Source organism: Paenibacillus sp. V4I9 (assembly GCF_030817295.1).
Lineage (GTDB): Bacteria > Bacillota > Bacilli > Paenibacillales > NBRC-103111 > Paenibacillus_E.
In genome coordinates this window covers 7544356-7565397 of record NZ_JAUSZE010000001.1, presented here as the reverse complement: position 1 = coordinate 7565397, position 21042 = coordinate 7544356, and the positions used below count along the sequence as shown (strand labels likewise).

Here is a 21042-nt window from a genome sequence, read left to right as displayed (position 1 = left end):
TCACCTGTCCTCATCTTCTCGTTATGGATACACCGGTGCGAACAACAGCCCTGTCGTTTCGTCCCAGCCTTGCATCATATTCAAATTCTGAATGGCCTGACCTGCAGCGCCTTTAACCACGTTGTCGATGACTGAAACGATGGTCACACGCCCCGTGCGCTCATCCACCGCAAAGCCGATGTCGCAGTAGTTCGAGCCGAACACTTCCTTCGTAGAAGGGAGCTTACCATTTTGGCGAATCCGTACAAATCTCCGACCTTCATAATACTGGCGGTACAATTCGATGAATTCCTCGGCAGTATGTTCACCTTGTATAGTTGCATACATGGTAGACATAATTCCGCGAGTCATAGGCACAAGATGTGTCGTGAACGTCGTAACAACTGGTTTACCTGCAACACGACTGAGCGCCTGCTCGATTTCCGGAATATGCTGATGCTTATTCACTTTATAGGCTGTTAAATTCTCATTCACTTCCGCGTAGTGCACGCCCAGATTAACGCCGCGCCCCGCGCCGGACACGCCGGATTTGGCATCAATAATAATCGTAGATGGATCGATCCAACCCGCTTTGACTGCAGGAATCAGACCAAGCAGCGTCGCTGTCGGATAGCAGCCTGGGTTAGCGATTAAATCACTGCCCTTCACTTCATCCCCGAACACCTCAGACAAACCATAAATCGATTGAGCCAATGTTTCCTCGGAAGCTGCCGGCTTTTTATACCATTTTTCATAGTCAGCACCAGATTTCAATCTTAAATCCCCAGAAATATCAATGACCTTCAGGCCAGCTGCCAGAAGCTTTGGCGAAAGTTCTGCACTCACACCAGCAGGTGTCGCCAAGAACACAACGTCTGCTTTGCCTGCAATCAAGTCAACATCAAGCACATCTAGAATATCCACAACCACTTCCTGCAAGTGTGGAAAATGCTCCGCAAGCGGCGCTCCTGCATTAGAGGTCGAGATGACCGAAGTGATCTGTACCAAAGGATGCGCCTGCAATAGACGAATCAACTCCGCACCACCATAACCCGTGGCTCCAATAATAGCCGCCCTAACTCCATGACTCATTCGAAATTCCCTCCCGATGTTCCGAAAATATATGTATTATTATACAGTCGTATACATAATAATTCAATGAATTTTTTTATGCGGATTTTGACAATTGAATTGTGCCTACGCAAGGCATTTCAAGGCTTTTTTACATTAAAATCGACAAACCTTTTAATCTTTGGCCTCCTGCCTTCCGACAAGAAGTATACATAATATGCATCAATTAAACGTAACATGTGTATAAAAACAATTCTTTCTCCTCGATACCCATCTGAGTGTCAAATCAATTATCCCAAATTATACGCCAAACAGGCAAATCCTGTATGTGATTATTTCTTATTATTTAAGAAGTGTGGGTAAGTAGTATAGTTATCCACAGATTATGCACACTTTATCCACAGCTGGCTGTTTCCACAACAAAGTTATGCACAAAAAGACGCACCTAAGTGCGCCAATCTATCTCAAAGCCATTCGCTATGCATGTCGTTTGAAACCTTCCCCTAGTACCTCATTCGTTTCACTCAAAATGACAAAAGCTTGCGGGTCCACAGACTGGACTAGCGTTTTCAATCGACTTACTTCATTTTGTTTTACAACGACCATCAAGACCGTTCGCGATTCACCTGTAAATCCTCCAGATCCATTAAGCTCCGTAAGTCCACGGTCCAAATCATATAAAATCGCCTTGCGTATCGCTTCTGTATGATCGGAAATAATGAAGGCCACTTTGGCATAGTTGAAGCCGAGTTGAACGATATCGATCGTTTTCGTGGTGACAAATAACCCAATTAAACCGTACAGCGCATTCTCTGGCGTGAAAACAAGTGCGGAGCTTAGAATGACCAGACCATCAAAAATCGCTACCGAGAAGCCTAAACTTAAGCCTGTGTATTTATGCAGCATTTGTGCGGCCAGCCCAAGTCCCCCTGTGGAACCACGTCCTCGGAAGACGATACCGAGTCCAAGTCCAACACCAATGCCTCCATAGACTGACGCGAGCAAGGGATTTTGCGTTGGCACCCCTAAATGGCTTGTTACGAGTACGCAAAGTGGAAATATAACCGACCCGACTGCCGCCTTAACCCCGAATTGTCCGCCTAGCAGCCATAGGGCTAACAAGAAAATCGGGATATTCAGGGCCCACTGCGTAATCGCCGGGTTCAGACCCGTCAAATGTTGAACAATCGTAGAAATACCTGAAACCCCACCCGTTGCAATTTGATTCGGGTTCAAAAAACAGTTAAAACTAGCCGCCATAATCAGCGAGCCGATCAGCATCAATATATACTCAAATACGGTATGCGCTGGACTTCCTATCCGTATTCGCGGTTCTTTTCTGGGCACGAACGGCCCTCCTCTCGGTACCATTCCTACAACAGAGGTGCACTCATATTTTTACCGTAAAATATTTCGTCCATTTCCCACTTTACACTTTCTGTAATGTCCTTCTGCTCCGCTTCGCTCAGCTTGTCTTTCGTATAACCGAACAAATAATTGTTTAAATCAAATTTCTTCAGCTTACATTTTGTATGAAAAATATTTTCCTGATAAACGTTCACATCGATCATGTCATACAAGCTTTTGATTTCCTCAGGAATGTAGTTCTGAATCGAACTAATATCATGATCAATAAACAGCTTATGCCCGTTTATATCCCGTGTGAAGCCTCGAACCCGATAGTCCATCGTCATAATATCCGTATCAAAGGAATGGATTAAGTAATTCAGTGCCTTTAGCGGCGAAATTTCCCCGCATGTGGATACATCAATGTCCGCCCTAAACGTGCTGATCCCTTCATCAGGGTGATATTCTGGATAGGTATGAACAGTGATATGGCTGGTGTTCAGGTGCATAAGCACCGTCTCCGGCAGGGGCCCAGGGGATTCCTCAAATGAAGCTTCAGGAGCGCCCTCCACAGGACCTTCAGAAACCAACATCGTTACACTTGCCCCTTGCGGATCATAATCCTGCTTGGCCACATTGAGTACATGAGCACCGATGATATCAGCTACCGCTTTGAGAATTTTGGTTAGCCGGGCTGCATTGTACTGTTCGTCAATATATTCTATGTAGGCTTCGCGCTCTTCTTTGGTTCTGGTGTAGCAGATATCATACATATTGAAGCTCAATGATTTCGTAAGGTTGTTAAAGCCGTGCAGCGTAATGCGCTGCTCCGTTGTAAGTGTCATGTTTCTTCTTCCTCCTTGTTGTTCATCCCTACTATTTCCTTACCCAAACCCTGAATGACATTAAACTTGAAAAAATCCTACACCTTTCAGATGTAGGATAAACGTCTATTGCTCCATATATGCGTTTGGTATTGGTTCGGTTCATCTATATCTTCCCGCACACAACTTCCTGTGCACAAGTTCTATTCCGGCTTCCGAATCTGATGACGCAAATACGCATCAATGAACGGATCGAGATCTCCGTCCATGACCGCGCCTACATTACCTGTCTCCGTCGAAGTCCTATGATCTTTGACCATGCTATAAGGATGAAAGACATAAGAGCGAATCTGACTGCCCCAGGCAATGTCAGACTGCTCGCCGCGAATCTCTGCGAGATGCTTCAGCTGCTCTTCGATCTTCCGCTCGTAGAGCTTGGAGCGCAGCATTTTCATCGCTTTCTCGCGGTTCTTAATCTGCGAGCGTTCTTGCTGACAGCTCACCACGACACCCGTTGGTATGTGCGTAATCCGCACAGCCGAATCCGTGGTGTTGATGTGTTGACCGCCAGCGCCGCTCGCGCGGTACGTATCGATTTTGAGATCCTCGGAGCGGATCTCTCCCACGTCCGTGTCGTCCTCGATCTCCGGCATGACGTCACACGACGCAAACGAGGTGTGACGACGACCGGAGGCGTCGAACGGCGAGATCCGGACGAGCCGATGCACGCCCTTCTCTGCCTTCAAATAGCCGTAGGCATTGAAGCCTGTGATCTGCAGCGTGACACTCTTCACGCCGGCTTCGTCGCCCGGCAAATAGTCGAGCACCTCGACTTTGTAGCCCCGCTTCTCCGCCCAGCGGCGATACATGCGCAGCAGCATCTCCGCCCAGTCCTGCGACTCGGTGCCGCCCGCACCGGGATGCAGCTCCAGGATCGCATTCAGCCGGTCATACGGCTGATTGAGAAGCAAGCCAAGTTCGAAGGATTCGAGCTTCTTCATTAACGCTGCGATGCCTGTTTCAATGTCCTTCGCTAGACCGGCATCGCTCTCCTCTTCCTCGAGCTCGACCATGACCTGCAGGTCGTCGAACTCGTTCGAGAAGCCTTGGAACTGATCGACGACACTTTTGATGGCGTTGAGATCCGCGATGGTCTTCTGGGCACGATCATTATCGTCCCAGAAGTCCGGCGCCCCCATTTTTTCCTCAAAATCCCCGATCGCTTCAAGCTTATGATCTAAGTCAAAGAGACCCCCGTAATTCGGTTAGTCGCTTTGCTGTCTCTCTTAAATCCTGTTTTACTTCTGGTTCCAGCATGTTGTACACCTCTTTTATTCTCTTGTGCCTAGTTTTATACGGATATAAGTAGCAAACTAAATAGCTTTAGCTGCCTTGTCCGTGGCACTGTTTGAACTTCTTCCCGCTGCCGCATGGGCATGGGTCATTGCGTCCAATACGCTGCTCATCGCCGCGCACGAGCGGTTTCTTCCCGCCAGCTTCGTTCTTCATATCCACCGCTTGACCTTCGGCTACCGCTTGACGCTCCAGGTTGCTTTGTACGTGAGCCTTCATGATGTACATCGCGACTTCTTCGCGGATATTGTCAATCATCTCTTGGAACATTTCAAAGCCTTCGAATTGATACTCACGAAGCGGATCCGTTCCGCCGTAAGCACGAAGATGAATACCTTGGCGCAGCTGATCCATCGCATCGATGTGATCCATCCATTTACTATCTACCGCACGAAGAGCAACGACCTTTTCGAATTCACGCATGAATTCTTCACCGATCTCCGCCTCACGCTCATCATAACGCTTGCTAACGAGATCTTTGATGTAGTCAATAATCTCTTCTTGTTCTTTGCCCCAAATATTTTGATCCGTAATCTGGCCTTCTTCAGTTAAGAAGTTGTTGTTCACGAAGTTAGCCACTTCCTGAAGCTCCCACTCCTCCGGAATTTGTTCCTCCGGACAGTGTGCTTTCACGATGCGTTCGATAACAGCGTTGATCATACCCTCGACAACTTCACGAATATTTTCGGATTCCAGCAGCTCACGGCGCTGTTTATATATAATTTCCCGTTGTTGATTCATTACATCGTCATACTGAAGAACGACTTTACGAACGTCGAAGTTGTTACCCTCAACGCGTTTTTGGGCCGATTCCACTGCACGCGAGATCAATTTGCTTTCGATTGGTTGATCTTCTTCCATTCCGAGACGGTCCATCATCGCCATGATATTGTCAGCGCCGAAACGTTTCATCAATTCGTCCTCAAGGGAGAGGTAGAACTGTGAAGAACCAGGGTCACCTTGACGGCCTGCGCGTCCACGCAGCTGATTATCGATCCGTCTGCTTTCATGACGTTCTGTACCTATGATATGCAGTCCGCCTGCATCATGTACGCCCTCACCGAGCACAATGTCCGTACCGCGGCCTGCCATGTTCGTTGCAATCGTTACAGAGCCTGGTTGACCTGCGCGTGCTACGATTTCAGCTTCTTCTGCATGATACTTCGCATTGAGTACTTTGTGCTGAACGCCTTTTTTCTTAAGCATTTCCGAAAGTTTCTCGGAGTTCTCAATAGATACCGTTCCTACAAGTACCGGTTGGTTCAGCTTATGACGCTCTACGATTTGCTCAACAACCGCTCTGAATTTACCCATCTCTGACTTGTAAACAACATCCGGCATATCCTTACGGATCATCGGACGGTTTGTCGGAACAATGATAACTTCAAGACCATAAATTTTCTTGAGCTCTTCCTCTTCCGTCTTCGCAGTACCTGTCATACCTGCTAGTTTGCGGTACATCCGGAAATAGTTCTGGAATGTAATGGTCGCCAGCGTCATGCTCTCATTCTGAACTTGCAGCTGCTCTTTGGCCTCAATGGCTTGGTGCAGCCCATCACTATAACGACGGCCTGTCATAATACGGCCCGTGAATTCATCGACAATCATGACTTCGTCTTCTTGTACCACATAATCCACATCGCGTTTCATAATAAAACGAGCCTTGAGCCCTTGAGTCACGTGATGGTTGATATTCACATTCTGATGATCGAATAAGTTCTCAATGCCGAATGCCCGCTCCGCTTTAGCTACCCCTTCTTCAGTAAGAGCCACGGAACGCACCTTAATATCAATCGTGTAATCCTCTTCTTCTTTCAACTTAGCCACAAAACGGTCAGCCGCATAGTACAAGTCTGTCGATTTAGCAGCTTGTCCCGAAATAATTAACGGCGTTCTCGCCTCATCGACCAAAATGGAGTCAACTTCATCGATAACCGCAAAATAAAGCGGGCGCTGAACCATCTGCTCTTTGTAAAGAACCATGTTATCACGCAAGTAGTCAAAACCGTATTCGTTATTCGTACCATACGTAATATCACAAGCGTAAGCCGCTTGCTTTTCCTCATGTGACAGGTCATGGAGATTAACCCCAACCGTCAAACCGAGGAATTCATAGATCTGACCCATTTCGGCGCTGTCACGTTGAGCCAAATAGTCATTGACCGTAACCACGTGTACGCCTCTGCCAAGCAAAGCATTCAAATAGACAGGGAGTGTTCCAACGAGCGTTTTCCCTTCCCCTGTTCTCATCTCCGCGATACGGCCTTCGTGAAGCACCATACCTCCGATAAGCTGAACGTCGTAATGACGTTTACCTAGTACACGTAAACCTGCTTCTCTAACAACAGCAAAAGCTTCCGGTAAAAGATCATCAAGTTCTTCGCCTTTTGCCAGGCGGTTTCGAAACTCAATTGTCTTGCCTTTCAATTCCTCATCGGACAGCGGCTTAATGCTAGCTTCAAGGTCGTTGATATAATCCACGGCCTTGAACATCCGTTTAATTTCCCGTTCATTGGAATCACCAAAAATTTTCTTCACTAGTCCTAGCATCGGTGAACCCCTTTCCCTTGCATTCGTATCCTTAAATTGTACCACTTTTGACGGTCTTGCCGCAACAAATGACCATTCTTATATCTGTATAAACCATCCACAACATGTGAAAAGAGCACGTTTTTACTTATTTCTATAGTATTGAATCGATGTCTCGATAGCATGCATGAGAAAAAGCTTAATTCGACAGAATCGAATCAAGCTCATTTTTTTGTTATAGGGATGTCTCGAGTTGCTCCGCTTTCTTAATTAAACAGCCGGCTCGATCAGACCATACTTGCCGTCATCACGTTTGTAAACTACATTGACTTGATCCGTATCCATGTTCGAAAAAACGAAGAAATTATGGCCTACCATGTTCATTTGTAGAATCGCTTCTTCCACATCCATCGGCTTCAAATCGAAGCGTTTGTTGCGTACCAGTTCAAAGTCATCTTCCTCGTCCAAATAAGTGACAGGCGATGTTTCAACCTTAAATAAATCTCGTTTGCCGCCCTCTTGGCGAATTTTTCGGTTTGTTCTCGTCTTATGCTTGCGGATCTGGCGTTCCAATTTGTCTACGACCAAATCGATCGAAGCGTACATATCATTGTTGCGTTCTTCAGCTCTCAGCAGCACGCCTGTTAGGGGAATACCTACCTCAATCGCTTGTAAACCTTTAACCACACTTAGTTTTACTTGTACATCAGATGTAAGGGGAGCTTCAAAATACCTCTCTAGTCTGTTCAATTTCTTGTCGACATAGTCCCTGAGGGCTTCAGTTACTTCAAGGTGTTCTCCGCGAATGCTAATCATCATAGTTAAACATCTCCCTTCCTTCTTACATTATACTACATTCAACCCCCATCTTCATAATTCCTTTAAATTCCGATCATACTATTTACGCAAAAAAACACCCCAGAGTCATGCCCCAGGGTGCTAGTTAGTTCATAGATGTATTCAAGCGGCACAAATGTGCCGGAAGCTTATATTCTGCTTACATTAGCGGCTTGCGGTCCACGTGCACCTTCTACGATGTCAAACTCTACAGCCTGACCTTCATCTAACGTTTTGAAGCCTTCTGATTGAATCGCTGAGAAATGCACGAATACATCCCCACCATCTTCACGCTCAATGAAGCCATAACCTTTTTCTGCATTAAACCATTTTACTTTACCTTGCATAACGTACACATTCCTTTCGTTATAAAAAATATTAAAATGTAAGCCCTTACTTTTCGACTATATCACCAGCCCGCTTGACCTGTCAATTTCTAACTTACCATTTGATGAAATATTTTGAAAATTCGGGTATATACAAGCCGTGGATAAGTGCAGAATTTGTAAAAACTTGTCGTATCGGGCTTCTTTACATTTTATCAACAAAGTTATGCACAGAGTTGTGCACATTATCCACAGGTTCAAGCTACAATTATGTTTTGTAATGACCTCAAGCAACTCTATAAGTAGGAAACAACTGGTATTAGACTTCAGCTATTATGTTGACTAATTTGATTGCCGATAATAAATAAATACCTGTATATTTGAACTATCAATAATACGTAAGAGAGAACAACATACTTAAGGAGAATACTATGACAGATTGGGTTTCCTTTTTTAAAGAGGCTGAAAGTTTACTAAGAACTAGGGATGAGCAAGCATTGACATTATATCTTGAAATTATCGATAACAATCAGCAACTCTCTGCCATATCTTGCTATCGGATAGGAGAGATATATAACCGACTTCGGGACCCTATCTCTTCCTTTCAATACTTCCGAACAGCTTTTGAAAAAAATCCTCGGCTAAGTCAAATACTTGTAAAAGAAGATCATCCTGCATACACATACAATTACACGGAACCACAGGAAATTCATAATGAAAATTGTCCTCTGTGTGGAGAAAAAGGCCATCCATACGCCTCTTACAATAATATGACTTCAATTGATTTCATTCCAGGTTTTCACCCTATCCGCCTCTGGATGTGCTGTGATTCATGTCATCACCTTTTCGCATTTAACTATCCAGTAAACCTAGGCGAACTTTTAACCAATAGTGCTTTTGAATTCAACTTAAGTCCAAAAACAACTTTCTTCCCAACCATTAGTCGAATGATGGGGCAGCTCACCTTTATAGCTCCAGGAGACCGTTTACTTGAGGTTGGTGTAGGTGCAGGTGAATTGTCAGCGGTCGCAAAAGAATTCTTGTTTAACGTTACAGGAATAGATATACGCCCTCCCTATGCAGAAGCTGTTTCCAATATGCTTGATATTCCCGTCTACACGGTAGATTTTCTTGAATTCGAAACCTCGGAAAGATTCGACGTGTTGATTATGGGCGATGTTATAGAGCACATGTTTGATCCTATTCAAGCTTTACGTAAAGCACATTCGCTTCTTAATGACAAAGGTGTCCTTTGGATTTCCACACCCAATTTCGAAAGTGCGTTTTCCATGGTAAAAAAAGATACTGACCCTATGTGGAGAATTGTTGAACATTTAAATTACTTTTCCTTCCGTTCTCTCAAAAAATGGTTGGATATTTTGGGCTTTGAGGTAGTGGATTACAATGTTTCAGGCCACTATAACGGGTCTATGGAGGTAACCGCTATTAAAAAATAAAAGCAATCAGTTCAGTATTCATAATTACACTGATTTAGAACTGATATTTACTTTGAAATACCTGACTATTTTTCAACACCTTGGAGGAAATCAATGAAACCCCTTCTTTCTCTCTGCATGATCGTTAAAAATGAAGAAAAAGTACTTGAACGATGCCTTCTTAGCGTCAAAACCCTTGTCGATGAGATTATTGTTGTCGATACGGGGTCAACAGATCAAACTAAAGCTATTGCAGTCCGCCATACGGACAAAGTTTATGATTTTTCATGGACGAACGATTTCTCGGCTGCACGTAACGAATCGATTCGCCATGCCGCGGGACGTTGGATATTAATTCTCGATGCAGATGAGTATGTTCAGCCCACTGATCATGATAAACTTAGAAAATATTTGCTGGAATATAAGAGCAATAGGCCTTGTGGTTTTGTGCTGAACATCATGAATTTTGGTGGCAGCGGAAATGACGAATCAAATGTAACGGAATCGACGGGAGCGCGCTTGTTCCTCAACGGCAAATCCATTCGATATATCGAACCTATTCACGAACAATTAACGTCCGACTTCGGTACACCTTCTTTCACACCTTATCCGTTCGTGATTTTCCACACTGGCTACACAGTACAGGTTGTTCAGGAAAAAAACAAATCGGAGCGCAATTTGTCGATCTTGGAGAAAATGAATGCGGGCGAAAAGCGGAACAACCCTTACTTCTGCTTCGTGCTCGGCAATGAGTATACAAGCACCGGACGCGAGGATGAGGCTCTGGAGGTTTACCGGCGTTCCTTGGAACGAAGCAGCCCATCGGATACGTGGTATTTTTATCTGCTCGAAAGTCTTGCCTTACTTGAAATGAAGAAGGGTAATTATTCGAAAGCGCATGTAAATATTCGAAATGGTATTAAACTACTACCTGACCGGACTGATTTCCTATGTATGGAAGGTATTCTATTGGAAACTCTCGGGCTCTGGAACGCCGCTGAGAATGTATTTCATCAATGTATTCAAACTGCAGAGGAAGCTGAAAAGAAGGGTTCGCCTTATTGGATTATAAAGCCATCATATGGAAAAATTGTCCCCCATCAATCCATTGCTGAGATAAAGCGTAGAAAAGGCGATATTACGGGCGCGATTCATCACTGGGTGAAAACACTACAAGTTCAACCCAAAAATTACATTGTACTTCAGTTACTAATGGATGCTCTTCTTCAATCTGAATCGTATGATCAAGTAGCATGCATTATTGAAAAACTCTATCCTATTGATCAACCTATGAACAAAGTGTTATTACATAAAATCGCATTGAAAATCGGGAGTAATGAACTTGTTTCCAAGTATGCTTCTGATGTTATTAAGCTTGGCTTCCAGCTTGACGAAGCCGATATTGTTCAGCAAAATCTGCTGCTTCGCAATTGGTCTGCATCGACCACTTCTTCTCTTCGGCCGAATTCGTTGGAAGATTCGCTTGCTATTGCCGCTGCCATAGTTCATCAAGAAGTCTCAATTGCTGATGCTGCCATGGGAGACACCGCTGCTTGCACCGCCATCGTGCAGGAAGCCTTGTTAGCGATCAATAATAAAACTTGGAACAACGAAGTCCTAACGAACCAAGAGGATAGGTTTACCCAAACATTGCAACTGCTTTGGCGTTACGGATATACAGAGGTCTATTTGTCCCTTATGCAAATTATGGCAAGTGGAACCGTCCTGAATAATATGGCTGATTGGTTTTACACTCTTGGACTTCACGAACAGGCACTTGATCTGTACAGTGTTCTCCTTGAAAACAACTTGCTTCATGCGAATGGTCTTAAGAATGTCGGGGTCTGGTATATCAACTGCGCAAATACTGTAGAAGCATTGCCATTTCTTGAAGCTTCATTCAAAACGGAAGCTTCCTATAACATCATAGGGCTTTTTAAGGAGCATGCTAGCCCAGAAGCTTATCGAAACTTCAAGTCTATTTACATGAAGAAATTTCCTGTTGTTTCACAGTGTATCTTTTTGTAAAAGCAAAGGGACTGTCCATTTGGACAGCCCCTTTGTTTTTTTTAATTAATCGTAAATGAGAAAGCATTACTTGTTTGCCCGTCAGCGTTGACAACAGTGACGTTAACGACACCGGAACCGCTTGGTACATTAACCTTTAAACTCTTCGAGTTCATATATACGGTTGTAGCTTGAACTCCACCAAAATACACCTTCGAAGTACTAGCAAAGTTTAAACCATTAACATAGACAAGAGAACCGACAGGACTCGTAGTCGGCGACATACTTGTGATTTTTGGCGCCGGAAGGACCGGTCCATTATCATAAGTAAAGGTTGTCGATGCTGACTGTCCGTTCGATAAAGTGACAACAAGCGGTACATCTCCTATTGTCGAACTACTCGGTACTGTCACTTTCAAACTTGTACTATTCATAAATGTTACAGACGCGTTCACACCGTTTAACGTTACGTTCGCTCCACTTTCAAAGTTTGTGCCGTTAACGTAGATAACATCTCCACCCGCTTTGTTGCCATGGTTCGGTGACAAGCTTGTAATTGTCGGTGTAACTACCGTGTACTGGTAGCCTTGCGGTAGCGTACCGATACCGCCATCCGGATTCGTTACGGTTACGTCAACTTTGCCAGCCGCAGCTCCAGCCGGCACTGTAGCTTTTATTGTTGTGGCATTGACATAAGTACTGCTTGCAATGTTTGAGCCAAATGTTACAGTTGCACCGGACATGAAGTTCGTACCGTAGATATACACGATATCTCCGCCCGTAATTTTTCCTTGATTTGGAGAAACCGACGTTACGGTTACTGGTTTAATAGCCGGTAGCGTATACTCATAGCCTTGAGTAAGAACAGCTTCATTCGTATCGTTAATCACTTTCACATCCACTTTTCCAGGTACGTCTCCAGCCGGAACTATTACTCTCAAGCTTGTTCTGCTCATGTAGGTTGTAGAAGCAGGTTTTCCGCCAATCGTTACTTGTGAGATGCCATTTACAAAATTCGTGCCGTTTACATAGATGGTTTCACCACCTGCAACAAGTCCGGTATTTGGCACAATTGACGTAATGGTTGGTATCGGATACTGAACAGCGGTATAGGTATAAGCACCTGCCAGCGTGAAGAAGTTATTGTTCAAATCCGCTACTGCAACATCTACAGTACCCACGCTGTCACCAGCTGGAATAGTGACCAAAAATTTCGTTACAGATACATATGTAGTAGGAGCTTGTTTTCCGTCTACAAATATTGTCATACCAGTTTTAAAATTTTTCCCGTTGACATAGACCTGGTTTCCGCCTGTGATAACACCTGTGTCCGGGGTTAACGAAGTTATTTCCGGATCCAATGTCTGAGGCTCAATAAATGTATATCCTCCGGTCAATGTAACTTGTTGTCCATCTGGGTTTACGACGGTTACATCGACGCTGCCGATCGCATCACCTGCAGGCACCTGTACTGTCATTTCTACGGAAGATATGTAGCTCACAATCGGAGCATTCTTGCCTCCGATCAATACTTGCGACGTAGATACAAATCCCGTGCCGTTTACATATACAATATCTCCACCCGTTACATATCCCGAATTAGGAGCCACTGCGGTTATCGTTAGTGCTTGAATCGGTGTTGGTGCCGGTGTTGGTACCGGTGTCGGTTCTGGTGTTGGCGCCGGTGTTGGCGCTGGTGTCGGTTCTGGCGTTGGCGCCGGTGTTGGCGCTGGTGTCGGTTCTGGCGTTGGTACCGGTGTTGGTACCGGTGTTGGTGCTGGTGTCGGTTCTGGCGTTGGTGCCGGTGTTGGCGCTGGTGTCGGTTCTGGCGTTGGTGCCGGTTCTGGCGTTGGCGCTGGTGTCGGTTCTGGCGTTGGTGCCGGTGTTGGCGCTGGTGTCGGTTCTGGCGTTGGTGCCGGTTCTGGCGTTGGCGCTGGTGTCGGTTCTGGCGTTGGCGCCGGTGTTGGCGCTGGTGTTGGCGCTGGTGTCGGTTCTGGCGTTGGCGCCGGTGTTGGTGCCGGTGTCGGCGCTGGTGTCGGTTCTGGCGTTGGCGCTGGTGTCGGTTCTGGTGTTGGTTTCGGGTTCGGACAGTTCACAGTTAAGTTGGAACCAGAAATATGGAATTCTTTGGCTACCAATGACCCGAAGAAAGTACTTTTACTTCCGGTTATTTTCATTGAGCCGTAAGGTGCATAGAAAATTCCATTATACTCACTATTGCTTCCCGAAACTTCAATATCCTTTAACGAGTAGAAGGCAACGGAGTCATTGCTTGAATCATACTTTAATCCTGACCCGCTGATTTTAATGCTTCCGGTAGCGAAAACAGTCCCGATTCCACTGATCCGACTTCCGGATATTGTGACGTCACCGTCCACAAAAATTACTCCATTTATTTTTGTACTGCTTCCAGAAAAGTTTGTTTTTCCACTATACACTTTTGTTGCTTTTTGCTTGTATTCATCGGCATTTAACTGAAACATCCCCATAGGTGCAGACTTGACTTTCGAGTTAAATGTATTATTGCTACCAGATGACTTAAATGAATTTACATATTCCAATACATCAATGCTATTCTTGCTTCCGGCAACCACGACGTTCCCGTTAATGTGAGCTTTACCATTGATACTATTACCTGAGCCTGTTAAAGAGAATGTTTGATTCGGATCTCCTGCAAAAAGGGCATAATCAAAAATGTTCTTCGCTTCACCTGCCTGCACCTCGTCTGCTAAAACCGTGTTGAGGGGCATTACTGCTAAACATACTACTAAAAAAGCTCCTAGTAATCTTTTAAATTTGATCATGTTACTTCTCTCCTCTCATTTAATTAAAAAAGAAAACACAACAGCAGGATGCTGTTGTGTTTTCTAACACTTCACAACCTGGCAATCTTAATAGTATCTTAGTCCTATTGAAGACCCATGGCTTTGCGTCCCTACATTCTTAGTCCTATTGAAGACCCATGGCTTTGCGTCCCTACATTTCTATAGGTTTGCCAAATATATTTAATTAATTGTAAATGAGACAGCATTACTTGTTTGTCCATCAGCGTTGACGACAGTGACGTTAACGACACCGGAACCGCTTGGTACATTAACCTTTAAACTCTTCGAGTTCATATATACGCTTGTAGCTTGAACTCCACCAAAATACACTTTCGACGTACTAGCAAAGTTTAAACCATTAACATAGACAAGAGAACCGACAGAACCAGTAGTCAGCGACATACTTGTGATCTTTGGCGCCGGAAGGACCGGTCCATTATCATAAGTAAAGGTTGTCGATGCTGACTGTCCGTTCGATAACGTGACATTAAATGGTACGACTCCTATTGTCGGGCTGCTTGGTACTGTCACTTTCAAACTTGTACTATTCATAAAAGTTACAGACGCGTTCACACCGTTTATCGTTACGTTCGCTCCACTATCAAAGTTTGTGCCGTTAACGTAGATAACATCTCCACCTGCTTTGTTACCATGGTTTGGTGACAAGCTTGTAATTGTCGGTGTAACGATCGTGTACTGGTAACCTTGCGGTAGGGTAGCGGTACCACCATCCGGGTTCGTTACGGTTACGTCAACTTTTCCAGCTGCTGCAGCAGCTGGTGCTGTAGCTTTAATTGTCGTAGCATTTACATAGGTACTGCTAGCAATGTTTGAACCAAATGTTACAGTTGCACCGGAAATGAAGTTCGAACCGTAGATATACACGATATCTCCACCCGTAACTTTCCCTTGATTAGGAGAAACAGACGTTAAGGTTACTGGTTTAATAGCCGGGAGCGTATACTCGTAGCCTTGGGTAAGAACAGCTTCATTCGTATCGTTAGTCACTTTCACATCCACTTTTCCAGGTACATCTCCAGCCGGAACTATTACTCTCAAGCTTGTTTTGCTCATGTAGGTTGTAGAAGCAGGTTTTCCGCCAATTGTTACTTGTGAGATGCCATTTACAAAATTCGTGCCGTTTACATAGATGGTTTCACCACCTGCAACAAGTCCGGTATTTGGCACAATCGACGTAATGGTTGGTATCGGATACTGAACAGCGGTATAGGTATAGGCACCTGTCAGCGTGAATAAGTTATTGTTCAAATCCGCTACTGAAACATCTACTGCACCAACACTATCACCTACTGGAACAGTGATTAAAAATTGCGTTGCTGATACATATGTAGTAGACGCTTGTTTTCCACCTACAAATATTGTCATACCAGACTTAAAGTTTTTCCCGTTTACATAGACCTGGTTTCCGCCAGTGATAACACCTGTGTTTGGTGTAACTGACGTAATTTCCGGATCTGTCTTCGGAGGTTCATTGTACGTAAATCCTCCAGAAACAACAGCATTCGTTCCATCCGGGTTCGTAAACGTAAGGTCAACTGGACCAGGCGTTGTTGCCTTCGGGGATGTTACTTTCAAATATGTTGAATCCATATAGATTACCGATGCAGGTTTATCACCAAACAATACAGAGATTCCGCTCATAAAATAGTTCCCTGTCACATACACAAGCGTACCGCCATCCAAAGGCCCATTATTTGGATCTATGACCGCGACAATTGGATCAGCTTTATATTGGTAAGAGGCTGACGCTTGTTGACTATCCGGGTTAGTTACTGTAACACTAACAATGCCTTGCTTCCCGGTAGGAGCAGTTGCCGTCAATTGTGTATCGCTCACAAATACTACATTACTAGCCCTCATCGTTCCGAATTGAACAGTTGCCCCGTTGACAAAGTGATTCCCATTAATAACAACCGTCTCTCCGCCCTTCGGATGACCATAGGACTTATCAAGCGATGTAACTTGAGGCGCTGGAAGCTTGACATTAACGTTAACACTCGGAATGGACTTCGATCGGCTTGCACCTGCATAGTCCTTATAAGTAATAACTGAGCTCGCTGTCGAAATCGGGTATGTCCCTGTTTTTGTTTTGCTTACCGGACGAATTTTATAATTGAATGAAAGAGTGCTATTTTTCAATTCATTAAAATCCCAAGTTAGTGTATTGCCGGTAATTGTCGGTTTAGGGATATTATTGTCTGCCGAGCCAGGTACAATTTCAAAATTCGAATCGACAATATCCGTCACTGTAACATCAAAGGCGCTCGCCAAGCCAATTTCTTTAACAATGGCTGCATATATTTCAGCCAAACCGGTTGATCCAAGCACGAAGTGATGATGTGCTGCCGTTGTGGCCATTTCTTTAAGCAATATGTTTGGTCCGCTTGTATCAGGATTCTCACTCGGTTGGAGCAGTGCAACTGTATAGGTTATAATACCTGCATCCTTAGCATCCTGTGCCTTTTGTTTCGCATACCCGTAAGGGTCGTTCGAAGGTTGGTTAGCGTCTCCATCTGTCATAATGACGATGACTGGTTGCGCTTCAGGACGATGATCTGCCAGCAAGTTAATAGCTGCTTGAATAGCATCGCCAGTCGCTGTACCACCATTTGCTTGAATTCCATTTATGTAATTCTTAGCAATGTCTTTATCCGTTGTAAAGGGGATGCTACCGATCATATTGGTTGATGAAAAATCCACAACCGCCACCCTGTGCTTTGTCAAATCCATCAAATCAACGAAACCTTTAGCGGCATTCTTTGCATTCGTCATTTTATCTTCACCGTTATTGTAGCCCGGTGCCATACTTCCCGACTTGTCAATGATAAGTACAACATCATTCGGCACAACTACATTGACAGGCGGGGTGCCGGTAATATTCAAAGTCACATCCGCCGTATCCTCTGTTGTAAACGTTGTAGGAGAAACCGTTTTGGTAACACTTACATAATCATTGACTGCCGCTTCTGCAGCTCCCGAAGTTCGTAGCATCAAACCACTGAAAACCATGCTAAAGGTCAATATCACTACTAACCATTGCTTCATTCGTCTCATAAATATCCCTCCTCTATTACATCTATACACAAAAAAACAATAGCAGGTTGCTATTGTTTGTATGACCAAACAAATGGGCAACCTGGCAATCTGATCGACTAAGATAAGCGATTAGACCCATGGCTTTGCGTCACTATATCACTATAGTTTTGCCAATCTATTCTCATTTTCTATATCTTTGGAACTAATACCCATTTACTATTTTAGTATATTTTCTTATTATTTATTTCGCAAGTATTTTCCTAGTACTTTTTACAAGTATTTCCTCGTTTTTTCGGCAATATATTTGCTTTACCGATTTTTATCGATAAAAAAGCCAACACTCTGCTCTTCTTCATATTGATATAGCTCTCGTGAAACTTTACCAGAGTTGATACGCTGAAGTTTTCCAACCAAAGATTGTTGGATCGTTTTAAGTTTCTCGAGATTGTTTTGTTCCAACATAAAACATTCTTTGATGTATGGCTTTTCATGTTCATTGAAAGAGCGTCCCTCTTCCAATAATATTTCTTCGATTTGATGCCGCAACTCAACCTGATTATTCTGTAAAGAAAGAAGCAAACTTTCATTTACTTCTTCATCTAAATCTAATCGAGAGATTTGACTTGTTGTTTCTATCAAGTTACCTAACAAGCGTTCCATTGGAGTTGATAGGGTCATACTTGCTGTACCTTCTCCCCATTCTTCAAACTTTTCAACGCCTCATTCCACGTATCTCGCAATTCTGCAAACATCGTGACACAATACTGGGCAGATTCGATATCAAGCTTAACATTGGCTTCGAATAGCTTACTTTGAAGAAACGTATATAAACTGCTTAAATTATGGGAGATTTCATATTCCATATTTAAAGTAGATTGCAGCTCTTCAATAATGTTCTGCGCTTTTGAAAAGTTTGTATGTTTCCCTGCAAAATCTTTTTTCTCCATACAAGCAATCCCTTGTTTAATAAAAAGAATACAACCATTAAAAAGCATCAAAGTAAGTTCTCCAGGGGAAGATGTCTGGACACGGGCGTTTAAATACTGATTCTGTGCGTGAAGCATAGATTCTTCTTCACCTCTTCTCGTCGATGATTGCACCCACTGACAGCTCCTGAAGTTTCTCCACCAATTCGATAAATTTCTCGGATGGAACTTCATGAATGATTTCTTGGGTATTTTTATTTAAAATTTGCACAATTACATCACCAGTTGATTGGTGTATTTTATACTTAAATTCATGTGGGGTACCTTGAACGGCTATATTAGCCTTATTAATTGAATCAAGTAACGCTTTCTCCCCAACCGTTAGTATTTGTGACTTGCTCTTTTCTTTAATTTCAGCATACTCTCCTGTTGCCTTAATCGGCTCAGACACATCCTTTGTTACTGACGTCATTTGAACTTTGGGAAGTTTGGATTGAATGTCCAATAGGTTTCCTCCTTTCCATTGAGCATATTTCCAAAAATTACTGCTACAATGTAATTAACCCATTTGACTTTGCAGCCAGCTCATTTGTGAATTCCCTTTTTCAATTGCTGTCTCCATCGTGCTGAACATTCTATAGATGTGGTCCTCTTTCTTGTTGAGCTTTTCTGTCATATCTGCAATTTTTTGAGCAAGATCGTTATCCTTCTTGCCAAGAGACGTATAAGTGCTAGTATACGATCCGTTTGTCGAACCAGCCTTTTTCGAAATCTCCGACATCGTATTGCCGGCATCCTCATAGATCCGTTGTGCAATACCACGATCTGTACCGGTACCATGTGTCGTGAATAAATTAATGACGGCTTGCGGATCTGCAGCAATAGCAGCTTTTAATTTAGTTGAATCAACTAATAATTTACCGGCTATTGAAGGGTCGAACTTGTTATAAGCACCCGTAGTGACACCAATATCAGCAAGTGATTTATAGGTCGACGCAATTCCAGTCACTCCAGTTGTCAAGTCGGAACGAAATTCCGAATATGCCTTTGACACAATTGTGTCTCCGCGAAGAAGACCTTGTTTGGCCTTAATTTCCCAATTCTTTATATCATCATCACTCATTGCCTTCTTTTGATCGCTAGTAAGTGGTTGATAGCTTCGCTCTACCGTTTCATCCAACTTGGATTTCATAGCAACACTTGTATCGTTATAAGCCGATACAAAACTGTTTATTTTTGCGTAAATGGCATCTTGATCTGCCTGCGTGAAGACAGGATTGCCACTACCATCCGTTCCTGAAGCCGTTGGCCAGTTGTAGCTATATTGTAATTGCTTGCCCTGTTCACTTAATGGATAAATAGCCGTGTTTATTGCGCGGTATGAATCCTGCAGCCACTCGTTCTTCGTTTTCTGCTTATTGAGATTATCGATGGGTAACTGTTCCGCTTTCATTAACTTGCTGACCATACCATCAATATCCATGCCGGAGGACAAACCCGTAATTCGCATAACCATCCTATTCATCTCCTTAGTTATTTGTTCTCTACTATATTTATCGTACAATGAGGTGTCATTAATTAGCTTTTTTCGAAGATATTCGAAAATTTCTTACAAAAAAGAAAGGCCTTCGATTTCGAAGACCTTTCTTTTTATATACTAGTTGTTGATTAGCGAAGCAGTTGCAGTACGCCTTGCGGTGCTTGGTTGGCTTGTGCCAGCATCGCAGTGGAAGCTTGCTGCAGGATGTTGAATTTCGTGTAATTCATCATTTCAGAAGCCATGTCGGTGTCACGAATACGGGATTCCGCAGCTTGCAGGTTTTCCGCGTTCACGCCAACGTTGTTGTATACGTGTTCGAGTTGGTTTTGGTATGCACCGAGAGCGGAACGAGCACCGTTAACCGTTGTGATAGCTGCATCGACAGTAACACTTTCAGCTGTAGCCAATGCCTGCGTACTAACACCACCAAACGCCAAAGCACTAATATCTGCTTTCGTCATGTCCATGACTACTTGATCGTTAGCACCGCCGCCTGTTTGAATCGTGAAGTTAGCGGTACCACTGCCATCCAGAAGGTTGATGCCGTTGAATTGCGTGTTTGTAGCAATGTCGCTGATCGCTGTTTTCAATTGCGTGTATTCAGCGTCCATTGCAGTACGGTCGTTCGCGTTGTACGTATTGTTTTGCGCTTGAACAGTAAGTTCTTTCATGCGAGTCAGCATGTCGGAAACCTCATTCATTGCACCCTCAGCCGTTTGTGCAAGGGAAATACCGTCTTGCGCGTTGCGCATTCCTTGGTTCATCCCTTTGATTTGCGAACGCATTTGCTCGGAGATCGATAGGCCTGCTGCGTCGTCTGCCGCACGGTTGATACGGTAGCCGGAAGACAATTTTTCGCTGGACTTGCCTTGTTGAGCGTTGTTGAACACGAGATTGCGGTGAGAGTTCATTGCGTTAAGATTGTGATTGATAATCATTTGTAATTCCTCCTTGAATTTGTATTCCACATCCATGTGGATTATAT

General features: G+C 43.9%; 16 protein-coding genes and 2 riboswitches. Of the genes, 2 read left to right on the top strand and 14 right to left on the bottom strand.

Annotation, left to right across the window (positions count from 1 at the left end):
• Positions 1-21: 21 nt before the first annotated feature.
• The 7 genes from argC to QFZ81_RS34810 form a co-directional block, all read right to left on the bottom strand.
• The gene (gene argC / locus QFZ81_RS34840; RefSeq protein ID WP_307436503.1) at positions 22-1071 is read right to left on the bottom strand and encodes an N-acetyl-gamma-glutamyl-phosphate reductase; all 1050 of its coding nucleotides are present in this window, start codon (positions 1069-1071) and stop codon (positions 22-24) included.
• A gap of 456 nt (positions 1072-1527) precedes the next feature.
• On the bottom strand, positions 1528-2421 hold the full coding sequence (locus QFZ81_RS34835) for a YitT family protein (protein ID WP_047682130.1): 894 nt from the start codon (positions 2419-2421) through the stop codon (positions 1528-1530).
• 2 nt (positions 2422-2423) lie between these two features.
• Positions 2424-3242, bottom strand: a complete 819-nt coding sequence (gene speD, locus QFZ81_RS34830; protein ID WP_307436509.1) for an adenosylmethionine decarboxylase — start codon at positions 3240-3242, stop codon at positions 2424-2426.
• 182 nt (positions 3243-3424) lie between these two features.
• Positions 3425-4538 (bottom strand): peptide chain release factor 2 gene (gene prfB, locus QFZ81_RS34825; protein ID WP_307606405.1). Its coding sequence is split into 2 segments (ribosomal slippage): positions 3425-4465 and positions 4467-4538, totalling 1113 coding nucleotides; the frame shifts between segments, so codons are not numbered across the junction.
• 66 nt (positions 4539-4604) lie between these two features.
• Positions 4605-7124 (bottom strand): preprotein translocase subunit SecA, encoded by a 2520-nt coding sequence (secA, locus tag QFZ81_RS34820; protein ID WP_307606403.1) that lies wholly within the window; start codon positions 7122-7124, stop codon positions 4605-4607.
• A gap of 249 nt (positions 7125-7373) precedes the next feature.
• Entirely contained in the window at positions 7374-7922 is a 549-nt protein-coding gene (hpf, locus tag QFZ81_RS34815) for a ribosome hibernation-promoting factor, HPF/YfiA family (RefSeq protein WP_307436517.1), read from the bottom strand.
• A 167-nt stretch (positions 7923-8089) separates the two neighbouring features.
• Positions 8090-8287 carry a cold shock domain-containing protein gene (locus QFZ81_RS34810; protein ID WP_047682118.1) on the bottom strand — a complete coding sequence of 66 codons (198 nt, stop codon included), beginning with the start codon at positions 8285-8287 and terminating at the stop codon, positions 8090-8092.
• Between the two features lie 410 nt (positions 8288-8697).
• Between QFZ81_RS34810 and QFZ81_RS34805 the strand changes: the two genes are divergently transcribed.
• Positions 8698-9723, top strand: a complete 1026-nt coding sequence (locus QFZ81_RS34805; RefSeq protein WP_307606401.1) for a class I SAM-dependent methyltransferase — start codon at positions 8698-8700, stop codon at positions 9721-9723.
• 93 nt (positions 9724-9816) lie between these two features.
• A complete protein-coding gene (locus tag QFZ81_RS34800; protein ID WP_307606399.1) occupies positions 9817-11730 on the top strand; it encodes a tetratricopeptide repeat-containing glycosyltransferase family 2 protein in 1914 nt (637 codons plus the stop codon).
• A 41-nt stretch (positions 11731-11771) separates the two neighbouring features.
• On the opposite strand, the gene QFZ81_RS34795 is transcribed toward QFZ81_RS34800, so the two are convergent.
• From QFZ81_RS34795 to QFZ81_RS34765, 7 genes are all read right to left on the bottom strand, one after another.
• On the bottom strand, positions 11772-14513 hold the full coding sequence (locus QFZ81_RS34795) for an IPT/TIG domain-containing protein (protein ID WP_307606397.1): 2742 nt from the start codon (positions 14511-14513) through the stop codon (positions 11772-11774).
• A gap of 69 nt (positions 14514-14582) precedes the next feature.
• Positions 14583-14716, bottom strand: a riboswitch (cyclic di-GMP riboswitch).
• The gene (locus QFZ81_RS34790) at positions 14715-17609 is read right to left on the bottom strand and encodes an IPT/TIG domain-containing protein (protein ID WP_307606395.1); all 2895 of its coding nucleotides are present in this window, start codon (positions 17607-17609) and stop codon (positions 14715-14717) included. It overlaps the preceding riboswitch by 2 nt.
• A gap of 73 nt (positions 17610-17682) precedes the next feature.
• A riboswitch (cyclic di-GMP riboswitch) is annotated at positions 17683-17773 on the bottom strand.
• A gap of 127 nt (positions 17774-17900) precedes the next feature.
• Positions 17901-18269 carry a hypothetical protein gene (locus tag QFZ81_RS34785; RefSeq protein ID WP_307606393.1) on the bottom strand — a complete coding sequence of 123 codons (369 nt, stop codon included), beginning with the start codon at positions 18267-18269 and terminating at the stop codon, positions 17901-17903.
• Complete coding sequence (fliS, locus tag QFZ81_RS34780) at positions 18266-18691, bottom strand: flagellar export chaperone FliS (RefSeq protein WP_307606391.1); 426 nt, start codon at positions 18689-18691, stop codon at positions 18266-18268. Before fliS ends, QFZ81_RS34785 begins: the two co-directional genes overlap by 4 nt.
• Positions 18666-19022: a flagellar protein FlaG gene (locus tag QFZ81_RS34775; protein WP_307606388.1), complete on the bottom strand. Its 357-nt coding sequence runs from the start codon at positions 19020-19022 to the stop codon at positions 18666-18668. The genes fliS and QFZ81_RS34775 overlap by 26 nt, the downstream gene beginning before the upstream one ends.
• A gap of 54 nt (positions 19023-19076) precedes the next feature.
• Positions 19077-20033 (bottom strand): flagellar filament capping protein FliD, encoded by a 957-nt coding sequence (gene fliD / locus QFZ81_RS34770; RefSeq protein ID WP_307606386.1) that lies wholly within the window; start codon positions 20031-20033, stop codon positions 19077-19079.
• Between the two features lie 152 nt (positions 20034-20185).
• The gene (locus tag QFZ81_RS34765) at positions 20186-20995 is read right to left on the bottom strand and encodes a flagellin N-terminal helical domain-containing protein (protein WP_307606384.1); all 810 of its coding nucleotides are present in this window, start codon (positions 20993-20995) and stop codon (positions 20186-20188) included.
• Between the last annotated feature and the right edge of the window lie 47 nt (positions 20996-21042).

What these genes read in the sequence shown, in the direction of transcription:
- argC (WP_307436503.1), bottom strand. Translation starts at nt 1,071, where the DNA reads ATGAGTCATGGAGTTAGGGCGGCTATTATTGGAGCCACGGGTTATGGT.
- QFZ81_RS34835 (WP_047682130.1), bottom strand. Translation starts at nt 2,421, where the DNA reads ATGGTACCGAGAGGAGGGCCGTTCGTGCCCAGAAAAGAACCGCGAATA.
- speD (WP_307436509.1), bottom strand. Translation starts at nt 3,242, where the DNA reads ATGACACTTACAACGGAGCAGCGCATTACGCTGCACGGCTTTAACAAC.
- secA (WP_307606403.1), bottom strand. Translation starts at nt 7,124, where the DNA reads ATGCTAGGACTAGTGAAGAAAATTTTTGGTGATTCCAATGAACGGGAA.
- hpf (WP_307436517.1), bottom strand. Translation starts at nt 7,922, where the DNA reads ATGATGATTAGCATTCGCGGAGAACACCTTGAAGTAACTGAAGCCCTC.
- QFZ81_RS34810 (WP_047682118.1), bottom strand. Translation starts at nt 8,287, where the DNA reads ATGCAAGGTAAAGTAAAATGGTTTAATGCAGAAAAAGGTTATGGCTTC.
- QFZ81_RS34805 (WP_307606401.1), top strand. Translation starts at nt 8,698, where the DNA reads ATGACAGATTGGGTTTCCTTTTTTAAAGAGGCTGAAAGTTTACTAAGA.
- QFZ81_RS34800 (WP_307606399.1), top strand. Translation starts at nt 9,817, where the DNA reads ATGAAACCCCTTCTTTCTCTCTGCATGATCGTTAAAAATGAAGAAAAA.
- QFZ81_RS34795 (WP_307606397.1), bottom strand. Translation starts at nt 14,513, where the DNA reads ATGATCAAATTTAAAAGATTACTAGGAGCTTTTTTAGTAGTATGTTTA.
- QFZ81_RS34790 (WP_307606395.1), bottom strand. Translation starts at nt 17,609, where the DNA reads ATGAGACGAATGAAGCAATGGTTAGTAGTGATATTGACCTTTAGCATG.
- QFZ81_RS34785 (WP_307606393.1), bottom strand. Translation starts at nt 18,269, where the DNA reads ATGACCCTATCAACTCCAATGGAACGCTTGTTAGGTAACTTGATAGAA.
- fliD (WP_307606386.1), bottom strand. Translation starts at nt 20,033, where the DNA reads ATGGTTATGCGAATTACGGGTTTGTCCTCCGGCATGGATATTGATGGT.
- QFZ81_RS34765 (WP_307606384.1), bottom strand. Translation starts at nt 20,995, where the DNA reads ATGATTATCAATCACAATCTTAACGCAATGAACTCTCACCGCAATCTC.